Origin of the sequence: Flavobacterium tistrianum (genome assembly GCF_003254545.1) — a bacterium.
Taxonomy (GTDB): domain Bacteria; phylum Bacteroidota; class Bacteroidia; order Flavobacteriales; family Flavobacteriaceae; genus Flavobacterium; species Flavobacterium tistrianum.
In genome coordinates this window covers 1-26,503 of sequence record NZ_QJRH01000058.1, presented here as the reverse complement: position 1 = coordinate 26,503, position 26,503 = coordinate 1, and the positions used below count along the sequence as shown (strand labels likewise).

The 26,503-nt window shown below is 33.6% G+C and carries 18 protein-coding genes and 2 tRNA genes; 12 read left to right on the top strand and 8 right to left on the bottom strand.

Annotation, left to right across the window (positions count from 1 at the left end; translation table 11 throughout):
• Positions 1 to 175: 175 nt before the first annotated feature.
• The gene (locus tag DMB71_RS02320; protein ID WP_111363305.1) at positions 176 to 2,545 is read left to right on the top strand and encodes a GAF domain-containing protein; all 2,370 of its coding nucleotides are present in this window, start codon (positions 176 to 178) and stop codon (positions 2,543 to 2,545) included.
• A gap of 76 nt (positions 2,546 to 2,621) precedes the next feature.
• On the opposite strand, the gene DMB71_RS02315 is transcribed toward DMB71_RS02320, so the two are convergent.
• Positions 2,622 to 3,809 carry a Pycsar system effector family protein gene (locus DMB71_RS02315; RefSeq protein ID WP_111363303.1) on the bottom strand — a complete coding sequence of 396 codons (1,188 nt, stop codon included), beginning with the start codon at positions 3,807 to 3,809 and terminating at the stop codon, positions 2,622 to 2,624.
• 26 nt (positions 3,810 to 3,835) lie between these two features.
• Between DMB71_RS02315 and DMB71_RS02310 the strand changes: the two genes are divergently transcribed.
• Entirely contained in the window at positions 3,836 to 7,567 is a 3,732-nt protein-coding gene (locus DMB71_RS02310; RefSeq protein ID WP_111363301.1) for a metallophosphoesterase, read from the top strand.
• 144 nt (positions 7,568 to 7,711) lie between these two features.
• On the opposite strand, the gene DMB71_RS02305 is transcribed toward DMB71_RS02310, so the two are convergent.
• Both DMB71_RS02305 and DMB71_RS02300 read right to left on the bottom strand, forming a co-directional pair.
• A complete protein-coding gene (locus DMB71_RS02305; RefSeq protein ID WP_111363299.1) occupies positions 7,712 to 8,575 on the bottom strand; it encodes an SdiA-regulated domain-containing protein in 864 nt (287 codons plus the stop codon).
• 86 nt (positions 8,576 to 8,661) lie between these two features.
• Positions 8,662 to 9,714: a hypothetical protein gene (locus tag DMB71_RS02300; protein WP_111363297.1), complete on the bottom strand. Its 1,053-nt coding sequence runs from the start codon at positions 9,712 to 9,714 to the stop codon at positions 8,662 to 8,664.
• A 106-nt stretch (positions 9,715 to 9,820) separates the two neighbouring features.
• Here DMB71_RS02300 and DMB71_RS02295 point away from each other — a divergent pair, with 106 nt between their 5' ends.
• Genes DMB71_RS02295 through DMB71_RS02285 form a run of 3 tightly spaced genes read left to right on the top strand, consistent with a single transcriptional unit; the run spans position 9,821 to position 13,940 of the window.
• Positions 9,821 to 10,732 carry an ABC transporter ATP-binding protein gene (locus tag DMB71_RS02295; RefSeq protein WP_111363295.1) on the top strand — a complete coding sequence of 304 codons (912 nt, stop codon included), beginning with the start codon at positions 9,821 to 9,823 and terminating at the stop codon, positions 10,730 to 10,732.
• Between the two features lie 3 nt (positions 10,733 to 10,735).
• The gene (locus DMB71_RS02290) at positions 10,736 to 11,572 is read left to right on the top strand and encodes an ABC transporter permease (RefSeq protein ID WP_111363293.1); all 837 of its coding nucleotides are present in this window, start codon (positions 10,736 to 10,738) and stop codon (positions 11,570 to 11,572) included.
• Positions 11,573 to 11,585: 13 nt separating this feature from the next.
• Complete coding sequence (locus DMB71_RS02285) at positions 11,586 to 13,940, top strand: T9SS type B sorting domain-containing protein (RefSeq protein ID WP_204251758.1); 2,355 nt, start codon at positions 11,586 to 11,588, stop codon at positions 13,938 to 13,940.
• Positions 13,941 to 14,118: 178 nt separating this feature from the next.
• On the opposite strand, the gene typA is transcribed toward DMB71_RS02285, so the two are convergent.
• Positions 14,119 to 15,915 (bottom strand): translational GTPase TypA, encoded by a 1,797-nt coding sequence (gene typA / locus DMB71_RS02280; RefSeq protein WP_091492101.1) that lies wholly within the window; start codon positions 15,913 to 15,915, stop codon positions 14,119 to 14,121.
• A 168-nt stretch (positions 15,916 to 16,083) separates the two neighbouring features.
• Between typA and DMB71_RS02275 the strand changes: the two genes are divergently transcribed.
• Both DMB71_RS02275 and DMB71_RS02270 read left to right on the top strand, forming a co-directional pair.
• Positions 16,084 to 17,793 carry a PAS domain-containing sensor histidine kinase gene (locus DMB71_RS02275; RefSeq protein ID WP_111363291.1) on the top strand — a complete coding sequence of 570 codons (1,710 nt, stop codon included), beginning with the start codon at positions 16,084 to 16,086 and terminating at the stop codon, positions 17,791 to 17,793.
• 5 nt (positions 17,794 to 17,798) lie between these two features.
• Positions 17,799 to 18,206, top strand: a complete 408-nt coding sequence (locus DMB71_RS02270) for a response regulator (RefSeq protein ID WP_111363289.1) — start codon at positions 17,799 to 17,801, stop codon at positions 18,204 to 18,206.
• Positions 18,207 to 18,416: 210 nt separating this feature from the next.
• Here DMB71_RS02270 and rpsT read toward each other — a convergent pair whose 3' ends face one another.
• The 4 genes from rpsT to proS all read right to left on the bottom strand — a co-directional run bounded on the left by rpsT (position 18,417) and on the right by proS (position 20,568).
• On the bottom strand, positions 18,417 to 18,668 hold the full coding sequence (gene rpsT / locus DMB71_RS02265; protein ID WP_073417115.1) for a 30S ribosomal protein S20: 252 nt from the start codon (positions 18,666 to 18,668) through the stop codon (positions 18,417 to 18,419).
• A gap of 154 nt (positions 18,669 to 18,822) precedes the next feature.
• Positions 18,823 to 18,894: transfer RNA gene (locus DMB71_RS02260), tRNA-Glu, on the bottom strand.
• A 45-nt stretch (positions 18,895 to 18,939) separates the two neighbouring features.
• A tRNA-Glu gene (locus tag DMB71_RS02255) sits at positions 18,940 to 19,011 on the bottom strand.
• A 78-nt stretch (positions 19,012 to 19,089) separates the two neighbouring features.
• Complete coding sequence (gene proS, locus DMB71_RS02250) at positions 19,090 to 20,568, bottom strand: proline--tRNA ligase (RefSeq protein ID WP_111363287.1); 1,479 nt, start codon at positions 20,566 to 20,568, stop codon at positions 19,090 to 19,092.
• A 102-nt stretch (positions 20,569 to 20,670) separates the two neighbouring features.
• Between proS and DMB71_RS02245 the strand changes: the two genes are divergently transcribed.
• The 5 genes from DMB71_RS02245 (at position 20,671) to DMB71_RS02225 (ending at position 26,273) form a co-directional block, all read left to right on the top strand.
• Positions 20,671 to 21,672, top strand: coding sequence for a hypothetical protein (locus tag DMB71_RS02245; protein ID WP_111363285.1), 1,002 nt, complete (start codon positions 20,671 to 20,673; stop codon positions 21,670 to 21,672).
• 41 nt (positions 21,673 to 21,713) lie between these two features.
• Entirely contained in the window at positions 21,714 to 23,216 is a 1,503-nt protein-coding gene (locus DMB71_RS02240) for an OmpP1/FadL family transporter (protein ID WP_111363283.1), read from the top strand.
• 212 nt (positions 23,217 to 23,428) lie between these two features.
• The gene (rimO, locus tag DMB71_RS02235) at positions 23,429 to 24,742 is read left to right on the top strand and encodes a 30S ribosomal protein S12 methylthiotransferase RimO (RefSeq protein WP_111363281.1); all 1,314 of its coding nucleotides are present in this window, start codon (positions 23,429 to 23,431) and stop codon (positions 24,740 to 24,742) included.
• Between the two features lie 42 nt (positions 24,743 to 24,784).
• Positions 24,785 to 25,339, top strand: a complete 555-nt coding sequence (locus tag DMB71_RS02230; RefSeq protein WP_111363435.1) for a hypothetical protein — start codon at positions 24,785 to 24,787, stop codon at positions 25,337 to 25,339.
• Positions 25,340 to 25,367: 28 nt separating this feature from the next.
• Positions 25,368 to 26,273, top strand: coding sequence for an N-acetylmuramoyl-L-alanine amidase (locus DMB71_RS02225; RefSeq protein ID WP_111363279.1), 906 nt, complete (start codon positions 25,368 to 25,370; stop codon positions 26,271 to 26,273).
• The last annotated feature ends 230 nt before the right edge of the window (positions 26,274 to 26,503 follow it).

Sequence of the window (26,503 nt, the reverse complement as noted above, 5' to 3'; positions counted from 1 at the left end):
AATAACGGAACGATCGTTCCGTTATTATTAGTGTTAATTTTTTGTTAAAACAAAAATTCTCCTTTTTAATGTCTTTATTTAATAGGCAATCCGTTATTTCACTATAAGCGAAAGAAATCGCAAAATGTCGGACATTCTTAATTTATGCTTAATTTTGCATTAAAAAATAACTCAGATGGATATTCAATTTTTTAAAGAAAGTCCTTTTACCACTATAATTTCATTTCATAAGCTTATTGAATCTTTTGAAGAAATTGCTAAATCAGATGTTGATTACCGATCAAATTATGCCAAAGCGATTTTAGAACAAATTGAACTAATTCCGGAACTTAGGACTGGAATCCAGGATTATTCAGTTATCAAAAACAATGAAGCTTTAATTAAAAATATTTTAGCCGATTTATTTCCGACTGCATTGACGCACAATGAAATAAAAGCGGTTACGGTTCCATTTCAAAATATCTCTTTTAATTATACAGAGCGTTTTAAGAAAATCTTGAAAAATGCGGGAGACGAATTTTATATGGAAATTCGTGACTTTAGCGACCATCAATTCTACATCAATAACTGCTGTTTGATTTTGAGCAGTTATTACAAACAGCATGTTGATTTCAATCAGCCATTTTTCTATGATATTCCAGATGAAAATGGAATTGAAAAACATTATCGCATTTTGTATAATGCGGATTTCATGGAAATTACTCCGACTGAAAACGCTATTCCGCTAACTCAAGAAGATATTGACCAATTATTAGATAATTATAATGATATCGCTTTATGGAAATCTAAATTCCCAAAAGGAAGCTGGATTTTAAGAGGTTTCGGAATTGTTTCTTTGTTTGATGCAACAACAGAAAGTGCTATTTCTATATTGAAAAGCAGTTTGTTAAAACCTGGTCCAAAAACAGTTGCCACAGATCAGGAAGTTTCTAATATTTTTCAGTCAATTTTTAATCTTCCAAATTTGAAAGTTGGATTTATTATTTATAATCCTGAGGAAGAGAAATTTATGAGGCCAGCCAAATACGAAAATCAGATGAAGAGCTTTTTGCTTTCTGCCGATCAAGAAGTAGATTGCAAAAATGCTTTTTTTGGATGCTCTTTTGAAAATCTATTAGATAAAAAAGAACCTTTTGTAATTTCAAACGTCAGCAAGTTTACTGAGGAATCAACAAACAAAAGACTTGGCGAACATTTATTAGTGCAAGGAATTCAGAGCTGTATTTTCGCTCCGGTCATTAAAAGTGGCCATTTATTGGGTGTTGTCGAACTGGTTTCAGAAAACCCTCGAGATTTGAACAGCGTGAATGCAACAAAACTAGATTTGGTTCTGCCATATTTAACTGATACGATCGATCGTTACAATACCGATATGCAACATCAAATTGAAGCGATTATTCAGCGTGAATACACTACGATTCACCCAAGTGTGTACTGGAAATTTAAAAGAGAATCGCAGAATTATTTTCAAAATATGAATCATACTAAAGATTATATTTTTAAAGAAATTGTTTTTAAAAATGTATATCCGCTGTATGGACAAATTGATATTAAAGGTTCTTCTGAGCATCGTAATGAAACGGTAAAAATTGATTTGAAAAGTCAGCTGACAGCTCTTATGGAAATTTTTGATAACCAAGAAGAAAACTCCAATCTAGTTCTTCTGGAACAAAGAAAATTTGAATTAGAGTCGCTTCGAAGCGAATTGGATTATCCATTAAAAGCAGATACCGAGCAACATATACAGCGCTATATCGAAGAAGAAATTCATCCGATACTGAAAAACACTAAAAGCAATCCTAAATCTGAAAAGTTAGAGCAATTGTACTTTGATAGTCTGGATGAAAAAACAGGAATGTTTTATCAGGAAAGAAAGAAGTTTGACAATGCCATGTCGATCATCAATAAAAGATTGGCAACGGTTTTAGATAGAAAACAAGTTGAAGCTCAGCAGATTTATCCGCATTATTACGAGCGCTTTAAAACAGATGGTGTTGAACATAATTTATACATCGGAGCTTCGATTTCGCCAACAAAACCATTCGATATTATGTATTTGCATAATCTTCGTTTATGGCAATTGCAGACTTTATGCGAAATGGAACTAGAACACCACGAACTCAAAGAATCTCTTCCTTACGAATTGGATGTTACTTCATTGATTCTGGTTTTCAGTTCTGCGCTTTCTATCCGTTTCAGAATGGACGAAAAACGTTTTGATGTTGACGGAACTTATAATGCGAGATATGAAGTCGTTAAAAAACGAATTGACAAATCGCATATTAAAGGAACAAACGAAAGAATTACTGAAAAAGAGAAAATCACAATTGTATATTCTCAAAATAGTGAGGAAGCAGAATATTTAAAATACATTAAATATCTACAGCACAAAAAAGTTCTTGAACCTTCAATAGAGCAATTTGAAGTTGAAGATCTTCAGGGAGTTTCTGGTTTGAGAGCGATTCGCGTGAAAGTAATCAACAATAATTCGAACCCAGGAATTAAAAAAATAACTTATCAAGATTTACTAGATGAGCTCAACTAAATAGTTGAGCTTTTTTTTACAACTTAACGTTTAAAAACTTTGTCAAAGTTTGAAACTTTGACAAAGTTAATTAGCTTTAAATAGACTTAAAAGCAATCACAAACGCAATCACCGTTATGATTATTCCGAACATAAAAAAGTTGTAGGCAATTCGGAGTAAATTATACTTTCGTTGTAAAACCAATCCAAGATAATACAAATCTTTGATCATGGTTGAATACAGATAATCACGGTCTTTCATCATTTCATTCATTGCCCAATCATAATCTTCGAGAGGCATTTTGTAGAAATTTCCAAAAAACATTAAATTCACTTTTTTAGCTTCTACATCATCACGCGTAAAAAATCCAGAGGTTACTTTTGGGCGTGTAGAAAGAATCGCAAAAATAATCGTAATTACACTCGACATTAGCATAATAAACGTTGGTACAACTAAATGTGCATTTTTTGGACTATCTAGTTTCGGAATAATCGATGATAAAGCAATAGAAATAATAATGGCATTTACCGACAGTAAAATATTGGCCTTGCTATCTGCAATACCGCTTAAACGCGTATGATTTCCGAGAGTGACACGAAATAAAGTATCAATTCCGCGATCTGGTTTTTCAGCTTTTTCAGCTTTCTCTTTCTTCTTATTTTCTTCTTCGAGTGCTGCGGCGGCTTTCAATTCCTGCTTATTTATTTTTTTTTGAATTAATAATAGATTTTTTTCTTTCAGAGGCTGCCATTTTCTCAACGCATAATCTGTATAAAATCTGTGTTTATTTAATAAAAAATTGAGGTTTTCTCTACTCCACTCCTCATTAGAGAAATTCACAATTCCTGCGTTTTTTAATTCCAAACGCAATAATTCACAAGTTGTGGCATATTCAGCTCCCATCAAATGGGCATAATCTGCATCACGAATAATCTTTTCTAAGTGTGTTCTAGGTTCATAATCTTTGACTGTAGCCAGAATTAAACTTGAAACTAAAGCTATAAATTCTTCCGATTTTCCTTTTTCTCGCAGAAAGGTAGCAGCAATTTCAGTACTCTTCTTTTCATGATTTTCATATCCTTCAATGTATCCACTATCATGAAACCATGCCGCAACCAAAAGGGCTTCCTTATCCTCTCCGCTTACATCTTCTTTTTTACAAAGTTCTTTAACTGCTGTAACAACCGTAAAAGTATGATTAAAATTATGGTAAGAATATAAATTAGAAAGTTTATCTTTGAGTAAATTACTCACGAAATCTTCGGATTGTTCTATTAGATTCATAAAGAATATTTTTATACCACTAAATTATGAAATTGTTTTTGGATAATCATTTTATTGCTAAGATTAAAAACTGTTTATTAGCAATAATAGCACTATTCATCGTTTATTCCTGTGCAACGCGCAAACCTCAATACGGAAAAAATGTTAGTGCCAACGAAACAGAAAACGCAACAGATACCATAAAAATTGCACATACTTTTTTCCTTGTTGGCGATGCTGGAAATGCCGATGAAGAACAGGCGCAACAAACGCTAGAACTTCTGCATCAAAAACTTAAGAAAGCGAGTAAAAAATCGACGCTTCTTTTCTTAGGTGACAACATTTACCCGAAGGGCTTTCCTAGTGATAAGCATCCAGAAGACAAGGCTTTAGCAGAGACCAAACTGACTAATCAATTAAAATTGACTGAAGGCTATAAAGGAAAAACAATCGTAATTCCAGGAAATCATGATTGGTATAGCGGTATCAAAGGTCTAGAACGTCAGGCTGATTTTGTAACAAAATATTTAAATGATAAAAAAAGTTTTCTTCCAAGGAAATCCTGTCCAATTGAAAACGTAAAAATTGACAGCACCAGTACTTTGATAGCTGTTGATAGTGAATGGTTTCTCGAAGATTGGAATGATCATCCAACTATAAATGATAATTGCGAAATCAAAACCAGAGAAGCCTTTTTTGAAGAGCTAGAAGGTCTTCTAAACAAAAATCAAGAAAAGACAGTTGTTTTAGCGATTCATCATCCACTATTAAGCAACGGAACACATGGTGGACAATTTTCATTAGAAAAACAATTATTTCCTTTAGAGCAAAAAATTCCGCTTCCAATAATTGGTTCATTCATTAATTTATTGCGAAAAACTTCTGGCGTAAATCCGCAGGATATCCAGAATAAACAATATACGATTTATACTAAAAGAATTAAAACGCTTCTGCAAAAGCAGAAAAATGTAATTGTAGTTTCGGGTCACGATCATAACCTACAATATATCAGCAAAGAAAATATTCAGCAGATTATCAGCGGTGCGGGATCAAAATCGGAAGCTGCGCGAGCTATTAGTCCGTACGATTTTTCATATGGCGGAAATGGTTATGTGACACTAACCATGTTTAAAAGCGGAGATGCAAAAGTTTCTTTTTACGGAAATGAAAATGGCAAAGAAAAGTTGCTTTTTGAACGCGAAATTATAAAGGCCAAAGAAATTAACTGGGCTTCAGATATTCCGAACAAGTTTCCTGCAACGGTTACCACTTCGATTTATTCTCCAAAAATGACTCAAAAAAGTGCGTTTCATAGATTTTTATTCGGTCAGCATTATAGAAAATATTATAGTATGCCTATTGAAGCTACAACTGCAACGGTTGACACTTTAAAAGGCGGATTGAAACCAATTCGCGAAGGCGGAGGACATCAGTCAATTTCATTGAGAATGTCAGATCCTCAAGGACGTGAGTACGTGATGCGCGCTATGAAAAAAAGTGCGACAACATTTTTACAATCAGTAGCTTTTAAAGATCAATATGTGGTGAATGAATTTGAAAAGACCTACGCCGAGGATTTCTTATTTGATTTTTACACGACTTCTCACCCTTACTCTTCTTTCGCAATCGGAAGCATGTCTGATCAAATTGGACTTCGACATACTAATCCAATTTTATACTATATTCCGAAGCAAAATGGTTTAGGCGAATTTAATGCAAGTTTTGGAGACCAATTATATATGGTTGAAGAAAGACCAGCAGATAATCATCTTGATGGTAAAAATTTCGGAAAGCCAAGCAACATCATCGGAACCGATGATATGATGCTGAACCTTCATAAAGATGAAAAATATACTGTCGATGAAAAAGAATATATAAAAGCCCGTTTGTTTGATATTCTATTAGGAGATTGGGATCGTCATAATGATCAATGGCGTTGGGCTGAATATAAAGAAGATGGAAAAGTAATTTACAGACCTATTCCGCGTGACCGTGATCAAGCTTTTGTAAAATACGACGGTGCTTTGCTTTCGCTTATAATGAATATGCCGCCTCTTCGTCATATGCGAACTTTTAAAGGTGACAGAATCAATGTGAAATGGCTTGGAAGAGAACCTTATCCAATGGATTTGGCATTTCTAAAAACTGCTGGAGAAAAAGAATGGGTTGAACAAGCCAAATACATTCAGGAAAATTTGACAGATGCAGATATCGATTTAGCTTTCAAAAACATGCCGAAAGAAGTTCAGGATGAAACGGTTGATGAAATCAAATCAAAACTAAAAAGCAGAAAAAAAGATCTTCAGAAATATGCACGCGAGTATTCTGATGTTTTAGATAAAACCGTTATGATTGCGGGAACAGACAAAAAAGATAAGTTTGTTTTAAATCATAATGTAAAGAAAAGAATTGAAATTCAGGTTTTCAGAATCAAAAAAGAAGGCGATGAATTGCTTTATACCAAAAACGTAACCGATGATAAAACCAAAAATCTTTGGATTTACGGATTAGATGATAATGATGTTTTTGAAGTAAAAGGAAACGAAAAATCTCGCATTAAAATCCGTTTGATTGGAGGTCAGAATAATGATACTTACAACATAGAAAATGGAAGAAAGGTTATTGTTTACGATTTTAAATCAAAAGAGAACACATACAATCTTGATTCGAAAACGCAAACACAACTTACAGACGATTATGATGTGAATGCTTATAACTATGAAAAACCTAAATACAATGTAATTGCGGGACTTCCAAACATTGGATATAATCCGGATGATGGCGTAAAAGTTGGAGTTAACGTAAATTATACTGTTAACAATTTCAAACAAAATCCGTACACGCAAAGACATATTTTTAATGCCTTCTACTATTTTGCTACTGGCGGTTTAGAGTTTAATTATGTCGCACATTTCCCAGGTTTATTAGGTAAATGGGTTATTGATGTGGAATCATTATATACGACTCCAAATTTTGCGATGAACTATTTTGGTTACGGAAATGAATCGCAATATAATGATGATTTAGGAATGGATTACAACCGTGTTCGCATTAGAAAATTTAATGCTTCGGGCGCTATTCGTCATGTTGGAAGATACGGAAGTGAGTTTAGCATTCAACCAATTTTCCAGAGAATGACCGTTGAAGATACTGAAAACAGATATATCAATATTCCAGGAATTGTAAATCCAGATGTATTTGATAGTCAGAATTACGGAAGTTTAAAGGTTAAGTACGTATTCAAAAATTCTGATTTTGCTGCGAAACCTACATTAGGAATGTATTTTATGCTTGCAGGAACTTGGACAACAAATCTTGACGAAACAAAAAAGAATTTCCCAACTCTTGAAAGTATTTTAGGTTTTACGCATAAGATTGATCACAACGGAAAATTGATATTAGCTACTTACCTTAAAGGAAAGGCTATTTTTAACAATAATTACGAATTCTATCAAGGTGCTTCTCTGGGAGGTGACACCGATTTGCGAGGTTATAGAAACGAACGTTTCTTAGGAAGTTCATATTTTTCTCAAAGTTCAGATTTACGTTTAAGCATTGGAAAAATCCGCAAAACGATTGTTCCTTTTACTTATGGTATTTTAGGTGGTTTTGACTACGGTAGAGTTTGGCTTGATGGCGAAGAATCACGAAAATGGCACCAAGATTACGGCGGCGGACTTTGGCTGAATGCTATAAACATTATTACAGCAAGAATCTCATATTTCAAATCTCCAGACGAAGTTGGAAGATTGATTTTTGGGGCGGCATATAGTTTTTAAAAAAGGCACTGAGATACTGAGATGCTAAGATTCTAAGGTTTTCTCTACTTTGAGTTAAAAAAAATAGCCACGAATTCACGAATTTAAATTAAATCATTCGTGAATTCGTGGCTATTTTTCTTAACACCTCAGTACCTTCGAACCTTAGCGACTTAGAACAAACTCATAAACCTTCCCTCCTATTTTATTAGTTTTTTCGTCGGCTATAAGTAAGGTGTTATTGTCTTTAAAAACGATGGCTTCTTTTTGTGAGAAGTGGTTCAAGTTTATTTCAGTTTTAGTTCCTTTGTGAAATAAATCTCCTTTAAATCCTTTAAACAAAAGAACTTTATCATGACTTAATAAAGCAACTTTTTTTCCGTCGGGGCTTATTGTGGCACTTGTCAAAACACAATGATTATAATTATTGCAAGTTTTAAATTCTCCAATTTTAACTGCTTTTTGAGTTCCTGCAGCATTTTTGATTTTGTAGATAAAAGCTGTTCCATCAAAACCTTTACTTCTGTTTTTGGTAAAAAGATAGAAATAACCGCCTTGTTCGAAGAAACCTTCAACATCGTAGAACATTTCCTTTTTCTTTGGCGGAAATTCTTTTTGTTCTGGGTATGAAAATGAAATTTTATATTCAGCTTTAGCTACATCATTATTCAGTTGATTTTTTGCCACTTTATAAATACACAAATCTCTTCTTTCGTTATCATTATTTCCAAAATCTCCTATATAGATATTTCCAGCTTTATCTTTTGTAATATCTTCCCAATCGACATTTGTAGCGTTTGAAATTATAATGGTTTTGGCCAATTTTCCTTTAGAATCAATAGCGTAAATAGCATTTTTATTTCCGCTGTCTTCCAACGTATAAAGTGTTTGCGTTTCAGGAAAATACGTAATTCCAGAAACTTCTTTTAATTTTTTCGGAAGCGAATAAAGTTCTTTTAAATCAGAACTGGATTGTTTCTGGCAAGCTAATAAAACTATAGAAATAACTATTAAAAAAGATTTTTTCATAAAACTATTTTTTTACTTAGCCACAGATTAAAAGGATTATAATGATTCCAAAATCTTTTTAATCTGTGAAATCTGTGGCTAAAACTTTAAACTAAGTTAGTGTTTTTAAAATTACGTGTAATAAACTCAAAAGCGGCATGCATGATGTGTCCCATAGATTTTGCATTTTTGAATTTCATATCGTTTGTATAACGGTATAATTCCATTTTTAATTGCAGTAAATGTTCCTGTGTTGATATGGTATCGTGGCACATAATATTCAGCAATTTTTTGATTCTCGTTTCGGCAGAATGTATACGCTTTGCCAAAATCGCTCTTTCTTCATCTTTATATTGAATGATCGAACGTTCTTCCAATTTTTCTTTGATCAATTGAATCATCGGGAAATTTTCCTTAAAAAACTGCGGACGATACACTTTAAAATTCCCCTCGTAACATTGCTGGTCAAAATCGATTGGGCGAATTTTATAAACCACCTGATCAAAATCGTGAATCGGGACAATTACATAATTATATGCTCTCATGTCACCCAAAAGCCGAATCATACAGCGTTCGTTAAATTTTACAAACTCTTTAGCAATTTGTGCTTTTTCCATTTCACTGCATTTGTCCAGCAGCGTATCCATAAAAACATCACCAGGAATTCCAATAATATGTTCTTCAATTAGAGTGTCTTTATAGACCAAAAAGTTGATTTTATCTGGCGAAAGAATATCTTCCAATTCTAATCCATAAATACGGGAAGCATCGGCCTTTTTGATATAAAAATGGACATAGTTATCATTGAGAATATTTCGAACTTTAATTCTAAAAGGCTTCGAATTTCCGAAAGTGCAATAGTCAATTGCATCGACATTTAGATATTGAATAATTTCGTTATTTCCATCAGAATGAAGAAGCGAATATATTTTCTTCAGATTTAAATCAATTTCATTACGCTCAAATTCGCTGTAATACACACGAATCCAAAGCGTATCTGTATCATGTTTATCATACACATTTATAGAACCCGAAAAACGAAGCAAGTCATCATAAAACACAGAAACTTTAGAAATACGTTCGTATCGTTCTAAATAACTTAAAAGTGGTTGTGTTAAAGGAAAAGACGGTTTTTTTAAAACCATTAAAGGCTCGCTCATTTTGAATATCTTTATTACAAATTTACGTCAATACGATTTAAAGTTAGAATTTAAAGTAACAAAAATCAAATTGGCTCGTCATACTAAAAACTAAAACCAGAAAAATTTGGAAACCATATTAACCATTGAGAATTTAAGTAAAAGATACGGCCGAATTCAGGCTTTGAAAAATGTATCTTTTCAAATACAAAAAGGTCGCGTTTATGGCATTCTAGGGCCAAACGGTAGCGGAAAATCGACTACATTAGGAATTGTTTTGAATGTTGTTAATAAATCGTCTGGCAGTTATCGCTGGTTTGATGGCAATGTTGAAACTCATGATGCGTTGAAAAAAGTGGGCGCTATTATAGAAAGACCCAATTTCTATCCGTACATGACAGCCGAACAAAATCTAAAATTGGTTTGCAAAATCAAAAACATCAACTATTCTAAAGTCAATGAAAAATTAGAATTAGTTGGTTTAAGCGAAAGAAAGGACAGCAAATTCAGCACTTTTTCATTAGGAATGAAACAGCGTTTGGCAATTGCATCGGCGCTTTTAAATGATCCAGAAATTTTAATTTTAGATGAACCAACCAACGGATTAGATCCGCAAGGAATTCATCAAATTCGTGATATTATTAAAAAAATTGCTTCGCAAGGAACTACTATTCTGCTTGCTTCTCATTTATTGGATGAAGTAGAAAAAGTATGCTCGCAAGTAATTGTTTTAAGAAAAGGTGAAGTTTTATATTCTGGTCCTGTTGATGGAATGTCTTCTAACGAAGGCTTCTTCGAGTTGCAAGCCGATGATAATTTAGTTTTAAAAACTGTTTTGGCAGAACATCCTGCTGTTGATAGAATTGCTGAAGAACATGATAAAGTTTTAGTTTACCTAAATTCTAATGTATCTGCTTCAGAATTAAATCAGTTTTTGTTTTCTAAAAACATTGTTTTAAGTCATTTAGTAAAACGCAAAAACAGTCTAGAAGCTCAATTTTTAGAATTAACCAAAAACGCTATCGCTCAAAAAAACTAAACCATGAAAAGACTTCTCTCTATAGAATTGCAAAAAATCTGGATGAATAAAGCCAGTAAAATATTAACTCTGACTTATTTTATATTACTTTCTTTTATAGCTTTAATTGCGGCCATAAAATTTGACATAGGCCCTTTTAAATTTCATTTGGCAGAAATGGGAATCTTTAATTTTCCTTTTATCTGGCATTTCAATACTTATGTTGCCGCTTGGATGAAATTCTTTTTAGCCATTGTAATTGTTTCAATGATGGCAAATGAATATAGTTACGGAACTTTAAAACAAAACTTAATTGACGGCCTTAGCAAAAAAGAATTTATTTTATCTAAATTCTTAACTGTAGTTTTATTTGCTTTTGCATCTACTGTTTTTGTTTTCATAATGAGTTTAATTTTAGGATTTTGCTTTTCTTCTTACACAGAATTTGGCATTATCTTTAGTGATTTAGACTATCTTTTAGCCTTTTTCGTAAAACTGACAGGCTTCTTTTCGTTCTGTTTGTTTTTAGGAATCTTAGTAAAACGCTCTGCTTTTGCACTGGGCTTTCTTTTGGTCTGGAACATTCTTGAAGGTATTATTAAAGGTGTTTTGGCATTTAAAGTTTTTCCTGACAGTAATACAAATCAGAAAATCATGCAGTTTTTTCCTTTAGAATCAATGTCAAATTTAATTGTCAATCCAGGCCCGAGATTATCTGTTGTTAAAAACATTGGCACGCAAATGGGAATTGAAACAGATGCTGACTTTAGCGTTGATTATTTTGCTGTTTTGATCGTTTTAATTTGGACTTATGTATTCATATATTTTTCTTACAAATTATTAAAAAATAGAGATTTGTAGTATATTTGTTACTATGAGTCCTTCAAGAATTTTATTTCTAACTTTCATCTTGTGCTGTTTTTGTAATAAAATCAGTGCACAGGCTATCTCTGTAAATTCTAATGCGACAGCTGCCGATTTAATTCAGAATGTTTTAATAAATAGTTCTTGTATCGATACTGAAAGTGTCAATGCATCAGGAAATCCAACTCCAAACCAGCAGAGTTTCGGCTCTTTTACGGGAGATGCAAATTTTCCATTTTCTAGCGGAATAGTTTTAAGCACTTCCCCAAGCAAAAAAGCTGAAGGCCCTTACATTCAGCAAGACTCAAAAGGCACACAAGTGCCAGGCTGGAATGGTGATATTGATCTCAATCAGGCTTTAGGTATTAATAATAGTACCCAAGCAACATTTTTAGAATTTGATTTTATAGCATTGACCAACTCTATCAGCTTTAATTATATTTTTGCTTCGAATGAATACCAACTTAATTTCCCTTGCATTTATTCAGACGGATTTGCTTTCTTAATTAAAGAATCTGAAAGCAGCGAAAACTATAAAAATCTTGCTGTTTTACCTAATACCACTACAGCGGTCTCGGCAACAACAGTCCATCCAAAAATAGACAACATGAATGGTGCTGGCGGAGAACCACTTATTGGCTGTCAGGCTGTGAATGAAAACTACTTTAATGGATATAATACCGCTACAAGTCCGATTAATTATGCAGGTCAAACTGTAGTAATGAATGCCTCTACAAGTGTAATTCCTGGCAAAAAATACCATTTAAAGCTGGTTGTTGCCGATGATGCTACGAGACAATACAACTCGGCAGTTTTTATTGAGGCAGGCAGTTTTGTAACAAAAATAAATTTTGGTGAGGATAGAACTGTGGCTAATAATAATCCTATCTGCTTTGGCGAAAATTACGTTTTAAACACTAATATAAGTTCAACAGCTTATACTTTTAAATGGTTCAAAAAAGATGCTTCCAATAATTACGTTCAAATTCCTGGAGCAACGTCTTCATCTTATGCTGTACAAACAACAGGAACATATAAAGTTGAAGCAAATTTGGCTACTACAACATGTATTTCGGTTGGAGAAATAACCGTTGAGTTTACACCTCAAATTCAATCTACCAATACTTCTTTGCTGCAATGTGATGATGACGCAGACGGTTTCACTATTTTTGATTTAACCAAAGTTGCTAATATTGTAAAAAATAGCAACTCGCAAATTATCAATCAAGGATATTACGAAACTCTAGCAGATGCACAAGCCAAAACAAACCCAATTTCAAATCCGCAACGCTATACTAATAAAATGCCAAATCAAATCGTTTTTGCAAGGATTGAAAATACGTTTGGCTGTAGTGCAATAGCTCAAATTACATTAAATGTTTCTAGTACTGTAATTCCAGATCAAGCGCCAATTGCCAAGTGCGATGAAGATGAAACACAAGACGGTTTATATCAATTTGATTTAGCAACAGAAGTAACTCCTCAAGTTTTAACAGATTTGCCTCCAGGACTGGTAATTAATTACTTTTTAACAGCTTCTGATGCAGTTACAGAAACAAATCAATTGCCGAATATTTTTAAAAATACTACGCCAAACAGTCAGACAATTTATGCTCGTGCTGCTAATGGTTCAAACTGTTATGACATTACACCTATCGAATTGATTGTAAACACTTTTGACCCTCCTAATTTTGAAGATGAAACACAATATCTTTGCAAAGGAGAACAAATAACATTATCTGTTGCTACAGGTTTTAGCAGTTACACATGGTCTAATAATGGCAGTACAACAAATTCAATCCCTGTTAGTAGTGCTGGTGATTACTCCGTAACTGTAACAGATGCAAATGGATGTCCAAAAACTAAAAAATTCAAAGTAATTTTATCTGAACCAGCTACAATTACAGGAGCAGATGTAAAAGATTTTTCTGGAACTGATAATTCAGTTAAGATTCAATATACTGGAGTTGGAAATTACGAATTTTCCCTTGATGGAACCGTTTTTCAAGACGATCCTACTTTCACGCAAATAAGCCCTGGAGTTTACAATGCGATTGCTAGAGACAAAAACGGCTGCGGTCCGTCTAATGTGTTTCAAATATATGTTTTAGATTATCCGCGTTTCTTTACTCCAAATGGAGATGGATTTAATGATTTATGGGTAATTAAGAACATTGACCAAATGCCTGATTATACCATCTCTATTTTTGATCGCTACGGAAAACTATTAAAACAAATGAACCAGAATGGCTCAGGTTGGAATGGAATTTTCAACGGAAGAGAAATGCCCTCAGATGATTATTGGTTTACTCTTTTATTTGTTAACGGAAAAAATGTAAAAGGACACTTTTCTTTAAAAAGATAACTTTTATAAATTTCAAACTCTGAAATTCCAAATTCCAAACTGATTAGGTAATTTTCCGCCACGAATTCACGAATTAATTAAAAAAAGATTCGTGAATTCGTGGCGGAAAAAATTACACAAAAAAAATCCCAAACTCCATATTGGAATTTGGGATTTTTATATTGAAAGTTAAATCGAATTAGATTTTGTATCTTTTTCTATCAGTTTCACTTAAGTAAATCTTTCTCAAACGTAAAGATTTTGGAGTAACTTCAACGTACTCATCTTTTTGGATATACTCTAAAGCTTCCTCTAAAGAGAATTTGATAGCTGGAATAATTCTAGCTTTATCATCAGCTCCAGAAGAACGTACGTTAGAAAGTTTTTTCGTTTTGGTAACGTTAACAGTCATATCGTCGCTACGAGTGTTTTCTCCAATTACCTGACCTTCATAGATATCCTCATTTGGATCAACGAAGAATTTACCACGATCTTGTAATTTATCGATAGAGTAAGGAATCGCTTTTCCGTTTTCCATAGAGATTAATGAACCGTTGTTACGTCCAGGAATTTCTCCTTTGTATGGTTCGTACCCGATGAAACGGTGCGCCATGATAGCCTCACCAGCAGTAGCAGTAAGCAATTGATTTCTTAAACCGATAATTCCACGAGATGGAATGTTGAATTTAATAATCATACGCTCACCTTTACCTTCCATAGAAAGCATTTCTCCTTTACGGATAGTTACGAATTCAACCGCTCTACCTGAAAGGTTTTCTGGTAAGTCGATCGTTAATTCCTCAATTGGCTCACATTTAACACCATCAACTTCTTTGATGATAACTTGTGGTTGGCCAATTTGAAGTTCATATCCTTCTCTTCTCATTGTTTCGATAAGAACAGATAAGTGAAGTACACCACGACCAAAAACCATGAATTTATCAGCAGAATCAGTTTCTCCAACTTTCATCGCTAAGTTTTTCTCAAGCTCTTTTGTTAATCTTTCACGAATATGTCTAGAAGTAACAAATTTACCTTCTTTACCAAAGAAAGGAGAATCGTTAATTGTAAACAACATACTCATTGTTGGCTCATCAATAGCAATTGTTTGTAGAGCTTCTGGATTTTCAAAGTCAGCGATAGTATCACCAATTTCGAAACCTTCAATACCTACAACAGCACAAATATCTCCAGCAACTACTTCTTCCACTTTTCTACGGCCTAAACCTTCAAAAGTGTGTAATTCTTTAATTCTAGATTTGATGATTTTACCATCTCTTTTTACCAAAGAAATTGGCATTCCTTCTTTTAAAGTACCTCTTTCAAGACGTCCAATAGCGATACGGCCTGTAAATGAAGAAAAATCTAAAGATGTGATCAACATTTGTGGAGTTCCTTCAGAAACTTTAGGAGCTGGAACATTAGCAATAACCATGTCTAATAATGGTTCAATGTTTTGCGTTTGAACTTTCCAATCATCAGACATCCAGTTGTTTTTAGCAGAACCGTAAACAGCTGGGAAATCTAACTGCTCTTCAGTAGCTCCTAATTCGAACATTAGATCAAAAACTTTTTCATGAACTTCTTCAGGAGTACAGTTTTCTTTATCTACTTTATTGATAACCACGCAAGGTTTCAATCCCAAATCGATCGCTTTTTGCAAAACGAAACGAGTTTGAGGCATTGGGCCTTCAAAAGCATCAACTAGCAAACATACACCATCGGCCATGTTCAATACACGTTCTACTTCACCTCCAAAATCGGCGTGGCCAGGAGTGTCGATAATATTGATTTTTGTTCCTTTATATTGAACCGATACGTTTTTAGAAGTAATTGTAATACCTCTCTCGCGCTCTAAATCATTATTATCTAAGATTAAATCACCTGTGTTTTCGTTCTCACGAAATAACTGACAGTGATACATAATTTTATCAACCAAAGTTGTTTTACCGTGATCGACGTGGGCAATAATTGCAATGTTTCTAATAGATTCCATCTGTGATTTTTAATGGGCGCAAAGGTACACTTTATTTTTTAAAAAAAAATGTTTCTGCCATAGTTTGCGTATATACAATCAATTAGTTAATATAAATCATAAAAATATCGTTTTCAAAATGACATTAAGATACGTTCTGTTATAGTTAAATTAACTATATTTGAGGTGATGAAAAGTAAAGCTCTCCAAATTACTCTTATTTATACCATCATCTCGATAATTATGGCTGTCTTATGTCATAAATTACTCATAACCTACTTTTCTTCTTCAGAATATTTATATCTTTCTTTAATAAAAGACATCGTATTTATTCTAATTACAGTATTGGTTTTCAGTCTTATTCTTTCAAAAAACGAAAAAAGAAACATAACCATCTTTGAAAAATTAAACAAGACCAATGAAGAAATAAAAGAATCGAATGAGAAATATGACATTGTTGCGAAAGCGACAAGCGATACGATTTGGGACTGGAAAATTCAAGAGGACAGTATTAATTGGAACAAGGGAATTGAAAGTGTCTTTGGTTACGATCCAGCAGAAGTGGGTAAAACTTCTAAATGGTGGTTTGACAAAATTCACCCGGAAGACAGCATCCGAATGTCAATAAAGTTATATTCTTTTATAGAACAAAAAACTGAAAAATGGCAGGATCAATACCGTTTTAGATGTGCAGACGGATCATACAAATATGTTTTGGATCGAGGTTTTTTATTGAAAGATGAAAATGGAAGAGCCATCAGAATGATTGGAGCTATTCAGGATATTACAAAGCAAAAAGAAGAAGAACAGCGATTAAAACTTTTAGAAACTGTAATTACGCAATCTAAAGATTCTATTTTAATTACGGAAGCCAATTCTTCTGAGAGAAAAATACCAAAAATAGTTTACGTCAACCCTGCATTTTCTCAAATGTCAGGCTATCAGTCAAATGAAATTATTGGAAAATCGCCCAACATTTTTAAAGGGCCAAAATCAGATTCTGATGAATTAAAAAAACTTTTAAGAGCCATAAAAAATGAAGAAGAATGCCTAATTGAAACCATTACTTACACCAAAAGCAAAGAAGAATATTGGGTACGTTTCTCTATGATTCCTATTTTTAATAATGAAGGAGTAATTTCTCATTGGATTTCAATACAGAGAGACATTACAGAGGAGAAAAAACTTGAAACAGAAAAAGAACATCTTATTCGAGAATTAACCCAAAACAATAAAGATTTAAAACAATTCTCATACATCACATCACACAATCTTAGAGCACCACTTTCTAATTTGATTGGACTTTTAAATTTAATAGAAGACATTCCTATAGAAAATGAAGAGCTTGAAGAAATATTAGCCGGCTTCACAAAATCAACACATTTGCTAAATGAAACCATCAATGATTTAGTAAAAGTTATTATCATTAAAGACAACCCTTCTATGCAGAAAGAAGAAGTATCTTTAAAAGAAGTTTTTGAAAATGTATTTAGTCAATTATCTTTTCAAATTGAACTACATAAACCAATAATTAAACTTAAATTTGACAAAGTACCTGAACTTATTACAAACAAGGCTTATATTGAAAGCATTTTACTAAATCTGCTAACCAATTCTATAAAGTATAAATCGGAGAATAGAAAACTAAAAATATCCATAATAGCAGAACAAATAGAACAAAGAACAATCTTAACCTTTAAAGATAACGGAATCGGGATTGACCTTGAACGAAATCGCGACAAAGTATTTGGACTTTATCAAAGATTTCATAATTATCCCGACAGCAAAGGCTTAGGATTATATCTTGTAAAATCGCAGGTAGAAACAATGGGAGGCACAATCTCTATTGACAGTGAAGTTAATAAAGGAACTACATTTACGATAACATTTAAAAATTAATTATTATGCTTGAGCAGATTTTATGCATTGATGATGACCCAATAACATTAATGCTATGCAAAAAAGTCATTTCAAAATCTTCATTTTCACATGAAGTTGTTACAGCTCAAAACGGCGAAGAAGCCCTTCATCATTTTAATGTCTTAAAATACACAAAAGACAAAACAAAAAAAAAGCCTGAATTAATTTTTTTAGATTTAAACATGCCAATTATGAGCGGATGGGAGTTTTTGGATCATTTCACTTCTCCAGACTACAGAGAGTTCAACACAGTTCCCGTAATCGTACTATCTTCTACTATAGACCCCGAAGATCTAGCCAAAGCAAAAAAATATCCTATTATAATAGATTTCCTTTCTAAACCAATTACACAGCCAATGCTAGAATACCTTAAAAAGAAAATTGATTTATAAAATTTAAAATCCAAAGCTTAAATTCCAAATTCCAAAATTCTTCAACAAACAAAAATTAAAACTGAAATTTTCAATTTGCAAAACAGCAAATTCCAAATCCCAGTCTTTACAGATATTGGAATTTGGAATTTATGTATTGGAATTTTATTGATCTAAAACAAAAAAAGTCCTCTTTTGGAGGACTTTTATATTTTCAGTAAATTGTTTTAATTACAATTTAGCAACATGTTTAGTTAATTTAGACTTCAAGTTAGAAGCTTTATTATCATGAATGATGTTCTTTTTAGCTAATTTATCAATCATAGAGATTACAGTTGATAATTTTGCAGTAGCATCAGCTTTATCAGTAGCTAATCTTAACGCTTTAATAGCATTACGAGTAGTTTTATGCTGATATCTGTTAAGAACTCTTCTTTTTTCGTTGCTTCTGATTCTTTTTAATGCTGACTTATGATTTGCCATTTTCTTTTAATTTTAGATGTAATAATTATTATAAATACTAGTTAAAAAAGAAAAACCTCCCACAATTGCTAGACAATCACTTTGGTTTTAACTAATAAAACAAAAACCGAGACACCAATCTTTGTTTTACAAAACTTATTTACAACTAATTTTGTAGTCCGTAGGGGAATCGAACCCCTGTTACCAGGATGAAAACCTGGCGTCCTAACCCCTAGACGAACGGACCTAAATTCTCCTAAGTTGGAAACTTTTCAATATGTAATATAACTTGTAGTCCGTGGGGGAATCGAACCCCCCTTACCAGGATGAAAACCTGGCGTCCTAACCGATAGACGAACGGACCGTGCTTCTGTATTGCGGATGCAAAGATACATCTATTTTTTATTTGCGCAACACCTAATGCAAAAAAATATATTTTTTTTTAATATGCCTTAGCAAAAAGCACTCTTTTAGACGATGGATTCCCAGTAAACACACAGGTTCCCGCCTCTTCAACAGCATCTAAAGGGATGCATCGAATTGTCGCTTTTGTCAATTCTTTTATCTTCTCTTCTGTCTCAGCAGTTCCATCCCAATGAGCAGATAAAAAGCCTCCTTTTCCTTCTAAAACTTCTTTAAATTCCTCAAAACTATTTACTTCCGTAATATGAGTATTACGATAATCTAATGCTTTAGTAAATAAATCCGTTTGAATCTGTTCTAAAAGATCATTAACATGTTCAACGATTTTTTCGCTAGCAACGACCTCTTTTGTCAAATTATCGCGTCTTGCAACTTCAAAAGTTCCGTTTTCTAAATCTTTTGGACCAACTGCAATTCGAACAGGAACTCCTTTCAATTCCCACTCTGCAAATTTAAATCCTGGCTTTTGAGTTGTTCTGTCATCAAATTTAACTGTGATTTTCAATTTTCTCAATTTAGCCGTCAAATCCTTAACTGCTTCTGTAATTTGAGCCAATTGTTCATCTGTCTTATATATAGGAACAATAACCACTTGAATTGGAGCCAAATTTGGAGGCAATACCAATCCTTGATCATCAGAATGTGTCATAATCAACGCTCCCATCAAACGAGTAGAAACTCCCCAAGAAGTTCCCCAAACGTGTTCTTGTTTTCCTTCAGCATTAGCAAACTTAACATCAAAAGCTTTTGCAAAGTTTTGTCCCAAGAAGTGAGATGTACCAGCCTGCAAAGCTTTTCCGTCTTGCATTAATGCTTCAATACAATATGTTTCATCTGCACCAGCAAAACGTTCTGTTTCGGTTTTAAAACCTTTCACAACTGGAATTGCCATAAAGTTCTCAGCAAAATCAGCATAAACATTCATCATTTTTTCAGACTCCTCAATAGCTTCTGCTTTTGTCGCATGAGCTGTATGCCCTTCTTGCCATAAAAACTCAGCAGTTCTTAAGAATAAACGTGTACGCATTTCCCATCGAACCACATTTGCCCATTGATTAATTAATAAAGGTAAATCTCTATAAGATTGCACCCATCCTTTATATGTAGACCAAATAATAGCTTCACTTGTTGGACGAACAATAAGCTCCTCTTCTAATCTTGCGTTCGGATCAACCATTAATTTACCTGGTCTTTCTTCGTCATTTTTTAATCTGTAATGCGTTACAACCGCGCATTCTTTTGCAAATCCCTCAGCATTCTTCTCCTCCGCCTCAAACATGCTTTTCGGTACAAACAAAGGGAAATACGCATTTTGATGTCCAGTTTCTTTGAACATACGATCTAACTCAGCTTGCATTTTTTCCCAAATAGCATATCCGTATGGTTTAATTACCATACATCCTCTAACTCCTGAATTTTCAGCTAGATCTGCCTTTACAACCAGTTCGTTATACCATTTCGAATAATCTTCTGATCTTGTAGTAAGGTTCTTACTCATATTATATATTTTGGCACAAATTTTGTTTTATACAATTTTAACTAAATAGTTTGACAAAACTAACTAATTTTGTAATGTGCAACAATAAAAAACACCACAGATATGAAAACTTACCTTTCACTCCGCCAAAACTCTAATCATTTTTACTTAATTGGATTATTGAGTTTATTGCTAGCATCGTGTGGTTCTTACCAAAATTCCTCATATTATGATAATGACGGAGTTTATGGTGGTTCGTCTGTTAAATATGTAGCAAATGGAACAAATAACCAATACAAGGAATATTTCAGATCACTACAAGATGACAATCAACCAACTGAAATTTTCACTGACGTTGACAATTATACTAATTATTCTGACAGCACTCAAACTGCCTCTGTAGCTTATCCTGCATGGGGAAGCAGCAGTTCTGATGTTTCTGTAAACTTCTACACTACCCCAACATGGTCATTTGGATTTGGATGGGGCTATCCTTATTATGGCTACGGTTATTACGGATGGGGCTACCCATATTACGGATGGGGATATCCAGGATGGGGATACTACCCTGGTTGGGGTTATCCAGGATGGGGATATCCGTACTATGGCTATAACTATTCATACAGCTACGGAAGAAGAGGATCTGCTGGTTATTATGGAGACAGAAACTATGCCTATAACAGAAATTACAGCACCAATAGAGGCTACACAACCAATAGAAATTACACCACTAACAGAGGATACACTACCAATAGAGGAGATTACACAACCAATAGAAATTATACCACAAATAGATCTAACAGTTATACCGATTTTAGAAGAACTTCTACTTTAAATAGAGGAACTACCAGCCCTACATTTACTAATAGAGGAAATTACAACAATAGTTCTAATTACAACTATAGCAACAGAAGATCTTACGACAATAGCGGAAATACCACAACAAACAGAAGCTATACTCCTAACTACAACAACGGCTCTTCTAGAAGCTATACCCCAAGCAGCAGTGGCTCATCAAGAAGCTACTCTCCTAGCATGGGAGGCGGCGGCTCTAGATCATACAGCGGCGGTGGCGGCGGTGGTGGAATGAGATCTGGCGGAGGTGGCGGAGGAGGAAGAAGATAATTTTTTCTCAGCACACTTAATTCAAACTAAAATTCATCAAAATGAAAAAAATACTTTTCCTATTTATAACAGGACTAACTGTCAGCGCGTCATATTCTCAAGAAGTTTCAGATGCTTTGCGTTATTCTCAAGAAAATCTTACTGGAACTGCAAGATATAGAGCTATGAGCGGTGCTTTTGGAGCTGTCGGAGGAGACATATCTGCTTTGAGCGTAAACCCTGCTGGTTCAGCGATTTTTAATAGCAATCAAGTTGGCGTAACATTCAGCAATCAGAACATCAAAAACAATTCTAATTACTTCGGAACTCAAACTTCAGAAAAAGAAAACTCTTTTATCTTAAATCAAGCAGGGGGTGTTTTTGTATTTAAAAATCACGACCCAAGAGTTGGCTGGAATAAAATTGCAATTGGAGCCACTTATGAAAATACAAATAATTTCAACAATGAAATTTTCTCAGCAGGAACAAACCCTACAAATTCAGTTGGTGCTTATTTCTTAGATTTCGCAAACGGCATTCCTTTAAAATATATAGACGGATTAGACTACAGAGATCTAAATTACACAGAACAGCAAGCATATATGGGATATTGGGGACATGTTATTGACCCTGCTGCTATTGATCCAGAAAATACTCAATATCTAAGCAATATTCCTCCTGGAGGAAATTATTACCAAGAAAATGATGTTTACACTAGAGGCTACAATAGTAAAGTAGGTTTCAATATTGCAACTTCTTATAAAGATCGCCTTTATTTTGGAGCGAATTTAAATGTTCACATAACCGATTACAGAAGATCTACTAGTTTCTACGAAGACAATAACAATCCGTTGCAACCATATGAAACAATTTCAAACTTACGCTTCAACAATGAACTATATACATACGGAAATGGTTTTTCTTTCCAACTTGGAGCAATAGGAAAAGTTACTGAGGCTTTTAGACTTGGTATAGCATACGAATCAAATACTTGGTATGAACTATATGACGAAACTTCTCAAAGCATCTACACAACAAGACAAGCAGACGGCGGACCTGCATTAAATGCTAATGTAAATCCAAATGTTGTAAACGTATATGATTCCTATACTCTACAAACACCAGACAAATGGACATTTAGCGCCGCTTACGTTTTTGGAAAGTCTGGCTTATTAAGTGTTGATTATGGTATAAGAAATTATGGAAACAGCAAATTCAAACCTACAAGTGATCCAGGTTTCAGAGGAATCAATAATGACATCAGCAATACTTTAACCAGCACAGGAGAGCTTCGTATTGGTGCTGAATACAAAATAAAACAATTAAGTTTAAGAGGAGGATATCGCTACGAAGGAAGCCCTTACAAAAACGGAATTACAGTTGGCGAATTAAACAGCTATTCTGCAGGTTTAGGTTATAATTTTGGATCTACAAAACTAGACTTGGCTTACTCTTATTTAGAAAGAGATTCAAATCAAGGTTTCTTTACAAGAGGATTCACTGACGGAGCTAACATTACTTCGAAACTAAACAATGTTACTATGACTTTATTATTTGAATTGTAATTAAAAATCAAAATAGATGATTGAAAATTTCCGTCAGGTTTTTCCTTGGCGGATTTTTTTTACACTTTCAAAAAAACCACTTGTTTTTAAATTCAACTCAAAAAACACAAGCAACCAAATCAGTTAACTTCATAAAAAACAGCTAAAACAAACTGCAAACTAGTGCGGTTTGAATAAAAAAAGTGTAATTTTGCACTCCAATTTATAAAAGTATGAGAACCAAGTCTTTAAAAAAGAACAAAATTAACGTAATCACTCTTGGGTGTTCAAAAAATGTTTATGATAGTGAAGTCCTAATGGGACAGCTTCGTGCGAATGGAAAAGAAGTTGAACATGAAGCTCCTGCAGAAAAAGAAGGCAACATCATTGTAATTAATACTTGCGGATTTATTGATAATGCAAAAGCAGAATCGGTAAATATGATTTTGGAATATGCAGATAAAAAAGATAAGGGACTTGTTGACAAAGTTTTTGTAACAGGATGTTTATCTGAACGTTACAGACCAGATTTAGAAAAAGAAATTCCGAATGTTGACCAATATTTTGGAACTACAGAATTACCTCAGCTACTAAAAGCTCTTGGAGCCGATTATAAACATGAATTACTTGGAGAACGTTTAACTACAACTCCAAAAAATTATGCTTATTTAAAAATTGCAGAAGGATGCGACAGACCTTGCAGTTTTTGCGCTATTCCGTTAATGAGAGGTTCTCACGTTTCTCAGCCAATTGAAAAACTGGTTAAAGAAGCTGAAGGTCTTGCTAAAAATGGCGTTAAAGAATTAATCTTAATTGCTCAAGATTTAACTTATTATGGTCTTGATCTTTATAAAAAAAGAAATCTTGCTGAGTTACTTGAAGCTTTGGTAAAAGTAGAAGGAATTGAGTGGATTCGTTTACACTATGCCTTCCCTACTGGTTTCCCTATGGATGTTTTGGAAGTGATGAAGCGTGAACCTAAAATCTGTAACTATATTGATATTCCGTTGCAGCACATTTCCGATTCAATTTTGAAATCAATGCGACGCGGTACAACTCAGGCAAAAACTACTCAGTTATTAAAAGATTTCCGCGCAGCAGTTCCTGGAATGGCAATTAGAACTACTCTTATTGTTGGTTATCCAGGCGAAACTCAAGAAGATTTTGAAATTCTGAAAGATTTTGTTCAAGAAATGAAGTTTGACAGAATGGGATGTTTTGCCTATTCTCATGAAGAAAATACTCATGCCTATTTATTAGAAGATGATGTTCCTGATGATGTAAAACAAGCTAGAGCAAACGAAATTATGGAACTTCAATCTCAAATTTCTTGGGATTTGAACCAAGAAAAAGTTGGCAAAGTATATAAATGCATCATTGACAGAAAAGAAGGAGCTCATTTTGTTGGCCGTACAGAATTTGACAGCCCAGATGTTGACAATGAAGTTTTAATCGATGCTTCTAAACATTATGTAAAAACTGGAGAATTTGTTAATATCAAGATAATTGAAGCTACAGAATTTGATTTATACGGAGAACCTACTTAAATTTACGCTGAACTATTGTTAATCACAGATAAAAATACTTTTATGAAACCTTTTCAAACTTTATTTATTTTAGTTTTTGGCTTATTTACTTTTACTGTTTCTGCTCAATATGGAGGAGGATACAATAATGGTTACGGTGGTGGTTATGGTAATGGTTACGGAAGAGGTGGCGGAATGGGTATGGACAGAAGCATGATGGCTGGACAACAGCAGGGTTCTCAAAGCAAACCTAAGGAGACTCCACCTGAAGAAACTGCAGCATATATTGTTGAACAAATGAAACCGCAGGTAAACTTAGACGAATTACAAGCAATTGCAATCACAAATGTTTTAGCGGATAGCGTTAGAGAACAAGGTATTTTATTAAAAAACGAAAGCAGTAACCAAGAGCAAAAAATTGAACAGATAAAAGCTTTACGTGAAAGTACTGATAAAAAAATCACTTCTTTTTTGAATCCAGATCAAATTGAAAAGTACAAAACTTTCATGGATACGTTAAAAGATATAAAAAAGACAAAATCTAAGAAGAAAAAAGATAAAGATTCTAAAGACTCAAAAGAAGTAAAAGAAACTCCAGATACGAAAATATCAGAATAATCGTTATTAACCTATAAAACAACGAATTATGACAAAAAAAAATTTTTGTTATCTGATTTTAGCAGTTATTGTCAGTGCTTGTTCTACAAATCCGTACAAGAATACTGAAAAAGCTTATGATCAGCAGCTGAAAAATTTGGAAAACCAGATTACAAGTAAAGAAGCTAAACCAATTCCAGCAGTTTCACCTGTTGTTATTGATACTTCGTATGCGCAGCAGTTGAGAATTGTAAAAGACACTTTATCTAAGACAAATTCTACTTATTTACAAAACGGAATTAATACCGAATGGATTGGTACGGTAAATTTCAATTTAAGAAAACCAAGCTTCGTAATTATTCATCATACCGCGCAAGATTCTCTCCAGCAGACAATTAACACTTTCACAAAAACCAAGACTCAGGTAAGTGCACATTATGTCATTTCTGAAAACGGAAAAGTAGTGCAAATGCTTAATGATTATTTAAGAGCTTGGCATGCCGGAAATTCTACTTGGGGAAAAACAACCGATCTTAACTCTTGCTCTATTGGTATTGAGTTAGACAATAACGGATTTAAGCCTTTTACAGAAGCTCAAATTAGCAGTTTGGTAGCTTTGTTGACCAAATTAAAAAAGGATTACAATATTCCGACACAGAACTTTTTGGGTCACGCAGATATTGCTCCTGGAAGAAAACAAGATCCAAGCGCCTTGTTCCCATGGAAAACCTTAGCTGAAAAAGGATTTGGAATCTGGCCAGACGAAGTCTTAGAACCAGCGCCGTTTGATTTTAAAATTGAACCCGCATTGAGAATTATCGGTTACAACACTAAAAATTTGACAGCGGCAATTCAGGCATTTAAACTGCATTATATTCAAACTGATGTAACATCGGTTTTAGACAGAAAAACTATTGATGCTATATATTCGATTTATAAAAAACAGGTTCAATAAATAAAAATCAATTTTAAAATACACTACCGCATTTCTTAGTTTTAGAAATGCGTTTTTTTTTCAACAATAAATACAATTTCACACAAATGAAAAGACGCACTGCAGTGCGTCTCTACAGTAATATAAATAAAAGACTACTCCACTTCATTCAACTCAAAACTCAAAACTCATAACTCATAACTCATAACTCATAACTCATAACTCATAACTCATAACTCATAACTCATAAC

Coding starts and splice junctions, on each gene's coding strand:
- DMB71_RS02320 (WP_111363305.1), top strand. CDS start 176: ATGGATATTCAATTTTTTAAAGAAAGTCCTTTTACCACTATAATTTCA.
- DMB71_RS02315 (WP_111363303.1), bottom strand. CDS start 3,809: ATGAATCTAATAGAACAATCCGAAGATTTCGTGAGTAATTTACTCAAA.
- DMB71_RS02310 (WP_111363301.1), top strand. CDS start 3,836: ATGAAATTGTTTTTGGATAATCATTTTATTGCTAAGATTAAAAACTGT.
- DMB71_RS02305 (WP_111363299.1), bottom strand. CDS start 8,575: ATGAAAAAATCTTTTTTAATAGTTATTTCTATAGTTTTATTAGCTTGC.
- DMB71_RS02300 (WP_111363297.1), bottom strand. CDS start 9,714: ATGAGCGAGCCTTTAATGGTTTTAAAAAAACCGTCTTTTCCTTTAACA.
- DMB71_RS02290 (WP_111363293.1), top strand. CDS start 10,736: ATGAAAAGACTTCTCTCTATAGAATTGCAAAAAATCTGGATGAATAAA.
- DMB71_RS02285 (WP_204251758.1), top strand. CDS start 11,586: ATGAGTCCTTCAAGAATTTTATTTCTAACTTTCATCTTGTGCTGTTTT.
- typA (WP_091492101.1), bottom strand. CDS start 15,915: ATGGAATCTATTAGAAACATTGCAATTATTGCCCACGTCGATCACGGT.
- DMB71_RS02275 (WP_111363291.1), top strand. CDS start 16,084: ATGAAAAGTAAAGCTCTCCAAATTACTCTTATTTATACCATCATCTCG.
- DMB71_RS02270 (WP_111363289.1), top strand. CDS start 17,799: ATGCTTGAGCAGATTTTATGCATTGATGATGACCCAATAACATTAATG.
- rpsT (WP_073417115.1), bottom strand. CDS start 18,668: ATGGCAAATCATAAGTCAGCATTAAAAAGAATCAGAAGCAACGAAAAA.
- proS (WP_111363287.1), bottom strand. CDS start 20,568: ATGAGTAAGAACCTTACTACAAGATCAGAAGATTATTCGAAATGGTAT.
- DMB71_RS02245 (WP_111363285.1), top strand. CDS start 20,671: ATGAAAACTTACCTTTCACTCCGCCAAAACTCTAATCATTTTTACTTA.
- DMB71_RS02240 (WP_111363283.1), top strand. CDS start 21,714: ATGAAAAAAATACTTTTCCTATTTATAACAGGACTAACTGTCAGCGCG.
- rimO (WP_111363281.1), top strand. CDS start 23,429: ATGAGAACCAAGTCTTTAAAAAAGAACAAAATTAACGTAATCACTCTT.
- DMB71_RS02230 (WP_111363435.1), top strand. CDS start 24,785: ATGAAACCTTTTCAAACTTTATTTATTTTAGTTTTTGGCTTATTTACT.
- DMB71_RS02225 (WP_111363279.1), top strand. CDS start 25,368: ATGACAAAAAAAAATTTTTGTTATCTGATTTTAGCAGTTATTGTCAGT.